The 12378-nt window shown below is 38.0% G+C and carries 9 protein-coding genes; 4 read left to right on the top strand and 5 right to left on the bottom strand.

Translation table 11 applies throughout. The features are described from left to right. Nucleotides 1-17 precede the first annotated feature (17 nt). Complete coding sequence (locus H4J57_RS08935; RefSeq protein WP_182242551.1) at nt 18-983, bottom strand: hypothetical protein; 966 nt, start codon at nt 981-983, stop codon at nt 18-20. Nucleotides 984-1168: 185 nt separating this feature from the next. Between H4J57_RS08935 and glnE the strand changes: the two genes are divergently transcribed. Beyond that, nucleotides 1169-4042, top strand: coding sequence for a bifunctional [glutamate--ammonia ligase]-adenylyl-L-tyrosine phosphorylase/[glutamate--ammonia-ligase] adenylyltransferase (gene glnE / locus H4J57_RS08930; RefSeq protein ID WP_182242550.1), 2874 nt, complete (start codon nt 1169-1171; stop codon nt 4040-4042). Between the two features lie 31 nt (nt 4043-4073). Here glnE and H4J57_RS08925 read toward each other — a convergent pair whose 3' ends face one another. Continuing rightward, nucleotides 4074-4754: a TcpQ domain-containing protein gene (locus tag H4J57_RS08925; protein WP_182242549.1), complete on the bottom strand. Its 681-nt coding sequence runs from the start codon at nt 4752-4754 to the stop codon at nt 4074-4076. Nucleotides 4755-4870: 116 nt separating this feature from the next. Next, entirely contained in the window at nt 4871-5809 is a 939-nt protein-coding gene (lpxL, locus tag H4J57_RS08920) for an LpxL/LpxP family Kdo(2)-lipid IV(A) lauroyl/palmitoleoyl acyltransferase (protein ID WP_182242548.1), read from the bottom strand. A gap of 84 nt (nt 5810-5893) precedes the next feature. Between lpxL and hldE the strand changes: the two genes are divergently transcribed. Continuing rightward, the gene (gene hldE / locus H4J57_RS08915; RefSeq protein WP_182216480.1) at nt 5894-7318 is read left to right on the top strand and encodes a bifunctional D-glycero-beta-D-manno-heptose-7-phosphate kinase/D-glycero-beta-D-manno-heptose 1-phosphate adenylyltransferase HldE; all 1425 of its coding nucleotides are present in this window, start codon (nt 5894-5896) and stop codon (nt 7316-7318) included. A gap of 118 nt (nt 7319-7436) precedes the next feature. Here the strand turns inward: hldE and rdgC are convergent, their stop codons facing one another. Both rdgC and H4J57_RS08905 read right to left on the bottom strand, forming a co-directional pair. Beyond that, on the bottom strand, nt 7437-8357 hold the full coding sequence (gene rdgC / locus H4J57_RS08910) for a recombination-associated protein RdgC (protein ID WP_070375929.1): 921 nt from the start codon (nt 8355-8357) through the stop codon (nt 7437-7439). Between the two features lie 135 nt (nt 8358-8492). After that, the gene (locus H4J57_RS08905) at nt 8493-10238 is read right to left on the bottom strand and encodes a HAMP domain-containing sensor histidine kinase (protein WP_182242547.1); all 1746 of its coding nucleotides are present in this window, start codon (nt 10236-10238) and stop codon (nt 8493-8495) included. Between the two features lie 314 nt (nt 10239-10552). On the opposite strand from H4J57_RS08905, the gene H4J57_RS08900 reads away from it, so the two are divergent. Beyond that, on the top strand, nt 10553-11479 hold the full coding sequence (locus H4J57_RS08900; RefSeq protein ID WP_182242546.1) for a porin: 927 nt from the start codon (nt 10553-10555) through the stop codon (nt 11477-11479). Between the two features lie 197 nt (nt 11480-11676). Continuing rightward, entirely contained in the window at nt 11677-12378 is a 702-nt protein-coding gene (phoB, locus tag H4J57_RS08895) for a phosphate regulon transcriptional regulator PhoB (protein ID WP_146796261.1), read from the top strand.

The raw sequence follows: 12378 nt of genomic DNA, 5'->3' as shown, positions 1-12378 counted from the left end.
TTCCTATATCCTACTCGTTATTTGCCGCGTCTAAAGCTGCGAGATGTGGTGCTTTTGCTGTTTCTAAAGCTGGAGCTTTTTGAGTAGCTAGACTTCTTTGCGTATGAACTATTGGTACTAAATCGCTTTGCACTGGTTTGTGCCGTACTACTTTGTTTAGAAAGGCTAGATGACCCCGTCCGACTTTTACTGTAAGTACTGTTATATTTTTGACCGCGGCTTTGAAATGATTTTTTTGTACGGGTATCTAAATCATTTTGTTTTTTTAATTGGCTTGGTGAACTATAGCGAGTTCGGCCGTAATCATTATAATAACTGTAGTTTCTTGAACGACCCCAATCATTATATGAAGTGCGGCGAGAACCAAATACATCACCCATCATTGAATACATGCCATACCATGCCCAAAAAGACATACCATTGCTTCCTTGCGTCCAACTACCATAACTTGGATTGCCAATTAACTGTTCTCCGGTACCAAAGTCCTGAGCATTATTGGCTTGTTTACTTTGTGCTTTTGATAACGAGTTAACGCGCGGCAAAATACCATCAGACATGTCAGCAAGCACATTGAGTGGGTCGCTTAATGCGTCGGAGTAAAGTACTGGGTCAGCGGCAAGATAAATGTTAACCAGTTCATTGAAAATATCTTCTTTACTGGCAAACATACTTGGTTGATTTTTAATGGTTGCTAAACGGTCAAGTAGCGATAAATACATTGGACCTTTTGTCGTCGCATCTTTGTTAAATTCGTTAATTAATTGCGTAAGATGTGGCTTTTGCTGTTGAAGTTTTTCAGCATATTGATGAATTAAACTGGCATTACGTACCTGACCATCCGTTAAGGCGTCAGCTAATTGTTGAATACGAAGCTCAGTGATTGGCGTTTGTTGTTTAATTTTTTCTTCGAAGGGATCAGAGCAACCGACTAAGAAAATAATCAAGCTTAAAAAAGCGTATTTGATGTGTTGCATTCCTGCCATAGTGTCCTCAAAAATGCTATTATTAACATATACTCAGGTTATTTGAGTACGAATTTGCTATCTATATGTGTAATATATATAACACGTTATTAATAGCATCATAGACATAATATGTCTATTAATTCGTGATTTCATTTGAAATTCTTCTTCCTTATCTTTTGCATAGTTAACAAATGGGTCATTAAATGAATAAATCAACTCAGCTACCAAATATACTCTCCCTGCAACAGCAAAAAAGCACGCAATTGTTTAATCATCAATACCCCGAAGCAACCGCTAATTTGTCCGATCAACAACTCGCTGATTTTCATCAAGCATTAATGGCAAGTGACTTTATATTAAACAGTGCATTGCAGTGCCCTGACATTGTGGTGTCTTTATTTTCAAGTGAACGTGTTTACCAAACTGACTGTCCCAATTATCAGCAAATGCTTACTGAGCTGATTGCCCCTTGTGAAAGTGAAGAGCAATTACATAAAATCTTACGGCAGTTTCGTTTACAAGAGATGGTTAATATTGCCGTTGCTGACTTGTTATTTGATCTTGAATTAACCTTGTCGTTAGAGCGTTTATCCGAACTCGCTGACCAGCTTATTTTAGCCGCATTAAACTGGTTAACATTACTCTGCCAAGAAAAATGGGGCATACCCAACAGCAAAAATGGTGAGGTTCAACAACTGTTAGTTTATGGGATGGGCAAGCTAGGTGGACGTGAATTAAATTTTTCTTCTGATATCGATCTTATTTTTACCTACCCAGAAATGGGAGAAACACAAGGTGCTAGGCGTAGTCTTGATAATCAGCAATTTTTTATTCGTTTAGCACAAAAATTAATTACTGCCTTACATCAAAAAACGGCTGATGGTTTTGTTTATCGCGTCGATATGCGTTTACGTCCTTTTGGTGAAAGTGGTCCGCTTGTTTTAACCTTTAATGCCATGGAAGATTATTATCAAGAGCAAGGGCGTGACTGGGAGCGCTATGCGATGCTCAAAGCGCGTCTTATTGGTCATGGCAAATATCATGACCAGCTTTCAACCATACTCAGACCTTTTGTTTATCGTCGCTATATTGATTTTAGTGTTATCGATAGCTTACGCCGTATGAAAATGATGATCGCCCAAGAAGTGCGTCGTAAACAATTAAATAACAACATAAAACTGGGTGCAGGCGGTATTAGAGAAGTTGAATTTATAGTACAAGTGTTTCAGCTTATTCGTGGCGGGCGGATAAAAGAATTGCAACACCGCCGCTTATTAACGGTGTTACCTATTTTGGTCGAGAAAGAAGTTATTACCGCTGAGAATGAAGCTGTGCTGACCGATGCTTATTGTTTTTTACGACGAGTAGAAAATATTATTCAAGCGTTAAATGATCAACAAACTCAGACCTTGCCAGATAATATCTTGGATCAAATACGTTTATTATGGGCACTTAATCATAAACAATGTCAAACATGGCCAGACTTTCTTGAGTTTTTAGCGTTGAAAATGAACAGCGTTCATCAGGAATTTTGTGCACTTATTGGCGAAGAGAGTCCTAATCATCAAGCGAAAGATCAGCATTGGACAGCATTGTGGGACAGTAAATGGTCAGATGAGGAGAGTGTTGCTTGGATCGAACAGGTCAGCTTCTTCGTTGATGCTAAAAAAATATGGAGTTTGCTCGCTGAATTTAGAGCTGAGATGGAAAAGCGCAGTATCGGTAATCGAGGGCGTGGCGTACTTGATAAATTAGTACCCGTTTTAATGTGGCACATACAGCAAGAGCATAGTGGTCACTTTACGCTAGAGCGGGTCTTAATTATTTTTAATAAAATATCAACGCGTACCGCCTATATTGAATTATTATTTGAAAATGAAGGCGCATTGAAGCACCTCATTAAACTGTGCCATCAAAGTAGTTGGATCGCAGAACATATTGCTAAGTATCCGATATTATTAGATGAATTAATCGATCCTAAATTGTTACACAATCCGCCAGAGCTGAGTAGTTATTCTGCTGACTTAAGACAAGCAATGTTGCGGATACCTGAAGATGATCAGGAGGCACAAATGGACATGTTAAGACAATTTAAGCAAGCACAACACTTGCGAATTGCGACCGGTGATATTTGTGGGATCTTACCAGTAACTAAAGTTAGCGATCATTTAACCGCTCTTGCCGAAGCCATTATTGAAGAAGTTATTCATTTAGCTTGGCAACAAATGGTTCAGCGTTTTGGCGTTCCCGAGTCGACAGTTGGCGAAAACCATAAAGGTTTTTCTGCGATTGGCTATGGAAAAATGGGCGGTATAGAATTAAGTTATAGTTCCGATTTAGATTTGGTTTTTGTTCATAATAGTCAAAGTAATGAGGTTACCAACGGTTTAAAGCAGATCCCCGCTTCGCAATTTTACATGAAACTAGCACAGCGTATTATGCACATTTTTAATACACGTATGGCCAGTGGTATTTTATATGAATTAGATATGCGGCTACGTCCTTCTGGTAATTCTGGTTTGTTGGTCGTTCATGTTGATACTTTCGCACAATATCAGCGAGAAGAAGCATGGACATGGGAACATCAAGCGTTAGTCAGAGCTCGTACTGTATTTGGTAACCTTGAATTAGCTAATAAGTTTTCAGCCATAAGACAAGAAATACTGACTTGCGTCCGTGAACGAGCAAATGTCAGTGCCGATGTTTTAAAAATGCGTGCAAAAATGCGTGCGCATTTAGATAAATCAACATCGGCTGACACTGACATCAAGCAAGGCGAGGGTGGGTTAGTTGATATCGAATTTTTAGTGCAATTCCTTGTACTTAGCGAAAGTGCAAGGCACCCAGAGCTTTGCAAATATTCCGATAACTTGCATTTACTTAAAGGGCTACAACACTGCGGAGTAATAAGCTCAGAGCAACAAAAGCAGCTAACGACTAGTTATTGCACGTTACGTGATTTTGGTCACCACGCGACCTTAAAAAATGAGCAGCAATTATTGACTAAGGTAGACTTTGAAGTAATAGCTGAAAACGTTGCTGCTATTTGCCTGTCACTGTATGAAAAATCTTTATAGAAATGTTTGATAACTACAAAGACGTTATTATTTAGCGTCTTTGAGACTTTTGCGGTAATAAAATACACTCTTCATCTAGGTAGGGTATATCCAAATCAATCAGTACAATGGCTCGTTGTTGATGACAAAAATAGACCTTAATACCCTCGCGAAAATGTCCTTCAACCGCTTTACCAACTTGGTAAGCTGTTTTGATGATTTCTTTATTAATACGAAAAGGGTCTTTGACCAAAAAATCTCTATTTAACCACCAAATAACTTCTAAACCCTCACTATTTGCATATTCTGAAAGTTTTTGAAAGAGTGTTTCACCTAAGCGAAATGGGTGGTTTTCATTGGTGCCACGCCAGTTTTTTCGTAAGGGACGTGTGACCATGCGCCGAGCTTCTAGCAGTTTGACTATGTCACCCGTTGGCTCTTGCAAGTAAACTATATTATTGCGAATTTTTGGACCTGAACTGCCATCGTCACCATGTAAGTTGGCGTAAAATCGAGATAAACCATCTGCTGCCGCATTGTTACTTTTTATTTTTGAAGTCGAGGACTCTGATGCCAGAACAGCTTTATCTGCTGGTTTAATCGGCGCAACTTCTACGGTTGCCTGGGTATCATCCGACAAAGAAGAAAATAGCTCTTCTTGGTTGTCAAATAATAAAAAAGCTAAAGCAATTAGAATTGAACCAAAAATAATGTTGCGTAACCAAAAGTTCATATAAGGCTGTCTTAGTTATGAGGCCATATGGAAAATTCCAGTATGGTGTACTTATAATAAATACTACCATACTGAAAAGTTGTTATTTATACAATGCTGATGATTTCAACCATGACTTATTTGTAAAGTGAAGGGTCATCTTCATTAGGTCTAGTTTTAAAACGTCGATGTAACCACATATATTGTTCAGGCTTAAACATAATGGCTTTCTCTAGCTCTTGGTTGATGCGAATAACGTCAGCCTCGTCATTATCGGTAGGAAAATTCTCCATCATTGGCTTTATTTCTAAAGTGTATCCGCTGCCATCATCATTTCTGGTCGGTATGAGTATGTGACTTTGTACGTTTTTCTGGCGAGCAAAAATTAATGTACCCGTGGTTGTTGCAGCGTTAGGTACAGCAAAAAAAGGCACAAATAAACTGCGATTTCGACCATAATCTTGATCGGGCAAATAAATACAAACTTCCTTATCACGTAGTGCCTTCATTAAGCCCTTAACGTCGCGCTTACCCAACATGTATTTATTGGAGCGGCCACGACCTCTAAACTGAAAAAATTCCATTAGTTGATTATTGTGGGGGCGATAAAAAACCACCGTAGGGTGCCCAGTACCCATGCCACGACAGTTAATTTCTACACTTAAGTAGTGCATAGTTAAGAGTAAAACACCTTTACCTTCTCGATGGGCTTTTTCTAGGTGCTCAAGGCCAACAATCTTTGTTTTTCGTCTAACTCGCCAATCTGGCCACCACCAGCCCATGCCGGTTTCAAATAAAGCGATGCCGGTATTTTCAAAGTTTTTCTTTAAAATACGGGTACGTTCTTGTGGCGACATTTCTGGAAAACACAGTTGCAAGTTTTTCATCGCAACCGTTTTGCGACTTGAGCCTATTTTATACAGTAAGCGCCCGAGCATCCTGCCGAGCATTAATTGTAATTTATAAGGCAACCATGAAATGGTATAGAGAACAATTACCCCAAACCAAGTTAACCAATACTTAGGTAATAGGAAGGATATTTTAAAATCAGGTTGTAAAACTTTATTTTTACTCACGGGATGATGTCAACTCATTGAAATTCATGTGATACAATATTAACCATTATATCTGTATATCCATAAAGAGTTAAGAGGCATAGGATGAAAGTAGACATTCCCGCTTTTGAGCAAGCAAGTGTGTTGGTTGTTGGTGATATTATGTTAGATCGATATTGGTACGGTCCAACACATCGTATATCTCCAGAAGCCCCCGTTCCTGTTGTTAAAATTAATCAAGATGAACATCGCCCCGGCGGTGCGGCAAATGTTGCATTAAACATAGCTTCTATTGGTGGAAGAGCGACTCTTGTTGGCATTACTGGCGATGATGAAGCCGCTCAGCATTTGAAAAAAAAGCTATCAGCATTAAATATTAATTGTGAATTTGATCAACAAGCTAATATTCCCACGATCACTAAATTACGTGTAATGAGCCGAAATCAGCAGTTGATCCGCTTAGATTTTGAAGAGTCTCTTAGCGAAGTAAATAAAAAAGTACTTGAAGAAAAAGTAGCTGCTCAATTGGTTAATCATGACTTACTCTTGTTGTCTGATTATAGCAAAGGTACGTTATCAGAGGTTCAAAATTTAATTGCTATAGCTAAAAAGCAAGGGAAAGCTGTTTTAGTTGATCCCAAAGGTACCGACTTTGAACGCTATCGTGGTGCAACATTACTAACGCCCAATCTATCCGAATTTGAAGCTGTGGTTGGCGCATGTAAAACAGAAAATGATATTGTCACTAAAGGTCAGGCACTGTTAGTGCACCTTGATTTAGAAGCAATGTTAGTGACGCGCAGTGAACAAGGAATGACCTTGCTCCGTCGAGATCATGACGAATTCCATCTACCGACTCGAGCGCGTGAGGTCTATGATGTAACCGGTGCCGGTGATACGGTTATTGCGACACTTGCTTTGGCTATTGCAGCAAAAGCTGAATATACCCAAGCGAGTGCTTTAGCCAATATTGCTGCCGGTATTGTTGTTGGTAAATTGGGTACATCAACCGTGAGCGAGACCGAATTATTAGCTGAAATATCGACAGGGCAAGAAAGTGGTTTTGGTGTTGTCAGCGAAGAGCAATTAAAAATTGCGGTTAAATTAGCAAAAGCTCGTGGTGAAAATATTGTCATGACCAATGGCTGTTTTGATATTTTACATGCAGGCCATGTTTCGTATTTAGCCCATGCAGGTACTTTAGGCACTCGTTTGATTGTTGCTGTTAATGACGATGCTTCTGTAAAAAGATTAAAAGGCAGTGGACGACCGGTTAACCCTACCGACAGACGAATGGCAGTTTTAGCTGGTTTAGGCGCTGTTGACTGGGTAGTGAGTTTTTCAGAAGACACCCCTCAACGTATTATAAGCAACATTCTCCCCGATATATTAGTTAAAGGGGGGGATTATAAAGTTGAAGATATTGCTGGCGGTAAAGAAGTGATGGCCAATGGCGGCACAGTTAAAGTACTTAACTTTGAAGAAGGTATTTCCACGACCGATATCATCAACTCTATTCGTTTGAAGTAGTCTACCTATTTTACCGGTATTATTAACTCGATTGATACTGAAGTAATAAAGTGAAGCAATGAAAAAGCAGCTATATTAGCTGCTTTTTTCTTTAGAGACATCAGTAACCTAAAGCGTATTAGCTCTCTAAGTAGTCTGTCGCTTTAACATTGAATTCAGCCAGTAAGTCATTAATCAAACGATTAATTTCTCCAGCCATTAAGGCAAAGTCTGCATCAAGTTTTGCTATAACGTCGTCACTATCGATATCGTCATTTTGTTCTTGTAAGACATCAAAAAACTTTAAACGCTTAATCGCTAGATCGTCACAAAGAATAAACGACATTGCTTCATCCCATTCAAGCGCTAATTTCACTACGTATTTATCAGCGTCTAAATGCGTTTTAATTTCATCGCTATCAAGATCTTGATTTTTAACACGAACTACCGCACCATCATCGCCTAAGGCATGAAACTCTGCTTCCATACCTAAAGTAAAGTTGTCGCCAATACTTTTCTCGTTTAACCAGTCAGTCATCAATTCATCAGGCGCTTTTTCTGGTGAAACACTTGTTACGGGTAAAGTACCAATAACTTTGCGCAACAAGGCTAATAAATCTTCAGCTTTACCGCGGCTACCTGAATTTACAACAATAAGGTTATGCTCAGCATTAATGTAAGCATGGGTATCGGTAACACGAGAAAACGCCCGAGGTAGTAGTTCAAAAATGATATCTTCTTTAAACTGTTCTCTTTCTTTTTTAGTTGCGCTGCGCGCTTGTTCAACTTCAAGTTGCGCAACTTTTGCTTCAATCATATCTTTTACAACGGGAGCAGGAAGAATTTTCTCTTCTTTTCTTGCGCAAACTAAAAGGTTACCGTTAGCGGCATGAACCGTTGAATGGCCATGTTTACCCAAAGCATTTACCCAACCAAAATGCGATTGCTCTGTTGACCCACAAGGGGTGAATAAATGTTCAGCTAAGTGTTTTTCTAATTGATCTTCTGATAATGCAAAAGGGCGAGTAAATGTGAAAAAGTATAGGTTTTTGAACCACATAGAAGTTTCCTGCGCCGCTGGAACACTAAGTGCACCGGCTGATAAATTTTAAAAGAGCAATATAGTAACTTAAATATCAGCTATTAGCACTCACTTGCAGAGTCTTACCGTTAAGATATCGCAATGAAGAATTTTTTAACGCATATCATTAAATTCAATATCATAGCTAAGACCTTGTCCAACCTCAGAATGTGCGACTACTGTGCCATTCAATGTATCAGTAACTAATTCGTTAATGATATGAGTGCCTAAGCCTGTGCCTCCAGTACCACTTTTGGTGGTATAAAAAGGGTCAAATATTTGTGGCAATTTATTTTGAGGAACACCAACACCATTATCTTGGTAATGCAGATGTAGCCGTTCACCTTTTAGTTTTGCACTTATGGTAATCATGCCATTCTCTATACCATCAAAGCCATGGATAATAGAATTAATTATTAGGTTAGTAAATATTTGTGATATTGCCCCCGCATGGCAATAAATATCAATATTATCAACACAGTTTACGTTAACCGTATGTTTGGTTTTCTTTAATTTTGGCTGCAAAGATTGAATAATTTCATTTAGGTATTGTGCAACGTTAATCTTGCGTGTTTTATTACTCGTTTGATCAACAGCGACTTGTTTATAACTGGTGATCAAATCAGATGCGCGATTAAGATTGTTAAAGAGTAAATGTAAACTTTGGTCAGCATTTTTAGTAAAGTCATCTAATGAACGTTTGGTTAATTTTTGGTTGTCGACATCATTTTTTAATGAATTTAACAAATCTGATAAATAACTGGTTGAGGTAATACTGACACCAATAGGGGTATTAATTTCATGGGATATTTCAGCTGATAATTTTCCTAAAATAGCCATTTTTTCTGCATCAAGTAAACGTTCTTGCGCTTTTTTGAGTTCTAGAATCGAGTTTTTTAATTCTTGATTGGTCTTTGTTAAGGTTTGTTCTGTTTGGCTGCGGCGAATATTTTCAGCTTTTAACTGTTTTTGTTGCTCGATAAGTTCACGCTGTTGTTTATTCATTTCAAGCATGGTGGTACTTAGTGATGACGTTTTTTTAGCGACTTCTTGTTCTAATATTAAATTTTGATCGTCAAGTTTATGATTCGCCATTAATATTTCTTGTTTTGCGGTACTCAGGCGATTTTGATATTGCACCAGCTCATCGAGCAGATTGTTGTAGGCTCTTTGTAAAATGTTCAGCTCGTTATTTTCATAACTCATGGTATGAAGCTTTGAAGCTTCGGGATCGTCTATATCAAAATGGTTGATTTGTTCAGTAAGTTCATTAAGCGGATTTGTTAATAAGCTGGAAAAGGCGAGGGAAAATAAAATAACTAACGCGGCTGTCTTTACCATCGCATTACCGATTAAAAAATATATACCAACTTCAATACGATCGAAAATCACTTCATTACTTGATAAGAGAACGACGGTCCCCACTTTTGTTGTTCGACCAGAAAACTCAAAGATGAGTTGAAATGAATGGCCGAATAATCCTTCAGAAAAAGAGCTAATGGCAGTAGATTCACTATTTAAGGTTACTTTATCGGGTTGATTAAAAAGTTCACCCTCAGAAAACTCACCTAATTGTGCAATGATTTGGTCATTTTCATCGGTAACAATAATGCCTTTTATCATAGGAATGGCGACTAATCCCACAGCAATATCAACAGCTTGCTGTGTATTTAGCTCCCAAACAGCACGTGTTAAACTGCTGCTAAATGTTTTTTCTAAGGTCAGTAACTCACTGTTTATGTGGCTCTTAGTGTTAATGTACTCAGCACCAATTTGCACGCAGGTGACAATAAAGGTTAAAACAAAATAAACCGAGAGCACTCGGGTCAATAGTTTTCGAGAAATGCTTGTTACCTTCATTTTATCTTCTTTATTATGATACCTATCTTAATTCTAGACATTTTACGGTAGGTTAAAAGTATTTTCTGCTATAAGAATGATTTTTATTCAATATAAGGTGTTTTATCTCTTTTTAAAGGAAATAATTTTTTTAAATTGCTGTGGCTTATACGAAGTCTTTCTTAGCTAAATTTATCAAATTGTCATAAACTTTTAAAAAATAATTCATAATGTCACAAAAATGTCATATAAATTAGGCAGAATATGCGGCAAATAATTAGTTAATTTAAATCGTTCTTAATATAAAAGACTCTGTCACCCAATAAGGTATATATATGAAAATTTCTTACAGCACTCTTGTAGCGGCATTATTATCAACTCTTTCTGTATCAGCGTTTGCTGGTGATGTTGATATCTATGGTAAAGCCAATGTTACAGTTCAGTCATCAGATGACGGTACTGGTACTTACTCTGAAGTTAAAAGTAACGCTTCACGTATAGGTTTTAAAGGTGGTCAAGATTTGGGTAATGGCCTTGAAGTTATTTTTAAAGCAGAGTTTCAAGTCGACCTTGATGGTGATAGTGACAAGGGTGATAGCATTTCTGATCGTAATCAATACATTGGCTTGAAAGGTAATTTTGGTGAAGTATTATTAGGTATTAACGATACCGTATTAAAACAGTCACAAGGCAAGGTTGACTTATTCAGTGATTTAAACGGAGATATTAAACAGCTCTGGAAAGGTGAGAACCGCATGAGCGACACGGTTACTTACAAATCACCTAAGGTTAACGGTTTTCAACTGGGTGTTACTTATATTGCAGAAGATGAGGTTGATGGACAAGATGGCACCTCAATGGCCCTTTTTTATGGTGATAAAGCGCTTAAAAAATCTAAGATTTATGCTGCTATCGCGGTAGACTCAGAAGTAAAAGGTTATGATGCGGCCCGTTTAACCTTGCAGGGTAAACTCGCTGGCTTTACCTTAGGTGCTATTGTTCACAGACAAGAAAAAGTTTCTGATGGCAGTGATGTCGAAGGTTTCTTGTTTTCAGCAAAATATGGCTTTGATAAAATTACAGTTAAAGGACAAGTACAAACGGCTAATTATGATGGCGGCGATCACCGTTCAGGTATGACCGTTGGCGCGGATTACGCCTTAGCGAAAAGTACTAAACTTTTTGCTTTTTACACGAGTTTTGATCTAGACAATGAAGCTGATCAAGATTACTTAGCGGCAGGTATAGAATACAAGTTTTAATTAATTACCGTATTGTAAAAATAAAAAAAGCGACTTTTGGTCGCTTTTTTTATAACTAACGTTGTAGATGATGATTAATAAATTAAGCTTTTGGCTTAAAGATAAATGAATTAAACTTGTTGTGTGTAATATAAATGTCATAAAAAGTTATCACAATGGTCAATAAGTAAAGTGTAGTTAGACAACGGGAAGTTTACATGAATAGACAAATATTGGTTGTTGAAGATGAAGCGCCGATCAGGGAAATGATTACTTTTGTATTAGAGCAAAATGGTTTTAATGCTATTGAAGCTGAAGATTACGAACAGGCAAAAGCAAAGATTGTTGAGCCTTATCCGGATTTGATTTTATTGGATTGGATGTTGCCAGGAGGCACAGGTGTTAAGCTTGCTAAATCATTAAAACAAAATGAATATACGCGATCTATTCCTATTATAATGTTAACTGCCCGTGCCGATGAAGACGACAAGGTTAAAGGTTTTGATGCGGGTGTTGATGACTATGTTACTAAGCCATTTTCGCCGAAAGAGCTTATAGCACGTATCAAAGCTGTTATTCGCCGAGTTTCTCCTACCGCGCTCGAAGAAGCCATTGAATTTCATGGAATGAAACTTGACCCCATCGCCCACCGGGTTTCAATTAATGACCGGTCACTTGAGCTTGGACCAACGGAGTTTCGTTTATTACACTTTTTTATGACTCATACCGAGCGAGTCTATAGCCGTGAACAATTACTTGATAATGTTTGGGGGACGAATGTTTATGTGGAAGACCGAACGGTAGATGTTCATATTAGACGATTACGTAAAGCGATTACTGGCGAAGGGCATGAAGATTTTATTCAAACCGTTCGAGGCTCTGGCTACCGATTCTCCGGAAAGCTTAAAACGAGTGTGTAA

Source organism: Colwellia sp. BRX8-7, from assembly GCF_014077275.1.
GTDB lineage: Bacteria > Pseudomonadota > Gammaproteobacteria > Enterobacterales > Alteromonadaceae > Colwellia_A.
This window is presented reverse-complemented; position numbering and strand designations above follow the sequence as displayed.

What these genes read in the sequence shown, in the direction of transcription:
- H4J57_RS08905 (WP_182242547.1), bottom strand. Translation starts at nt 10,238, where the DNA reads ATGAAGGTAACAAGCATTTCTCGAAAACTATTGACCCGAGTGCTCTCG.
- phoB (WP_146796261.1), top strand. Translation starts at nt 11,677, where the DNA reads ATGAATAGACAAATATTGGTTGTTGAAGATGAAGCGCCGATCAGGGAA.
- glnE (WP_182242550.1), top strand. Translation starts at nt 1,169, where the DNA reads ATGAATAAATCAACTCAGCTACCAAATATACTCTCCCTGCAACAGCAA.
- hldE (WP_182216480.1), top strand. Translation starts at nt 5,894, where the DNA reads ATGAAAGTAGACATTCCCGCTTTTGAGCAAGCAAGTGTGTTGGTTGTT.
- H4J57_RS08935 (WP_182242551.1), bottom strand. Translation starts at nt 983, where the DNA reads ATGGCAGGAATGCAACACATCAAATACGCTTTTTTAAGCTTGATTATT.
- H4J57_RS08925 (WP_182242549.1), bottom strand. Translation starts at nt 4,754, where the DNA reads ATGAACTTTTGGTTACGCAACATTATTTTTGGTTCAATTCTAATTGCT.
- H4J57_RS08900 (WP_182242546.1), top strand. Translation starts at nt 10,553, where the DNA reads ATGAAAATTTCTTACAGCACTCTTGTAGCGGCATTATTATCAACTCTT.
- rdgC (WP_070375929.1), bottom strand. Translation starts at nt 8,357, where the DNA reads ATGTGGTTCAAAAACCTATACTTTTTCACATTTACTCGCCCTTTTGCA.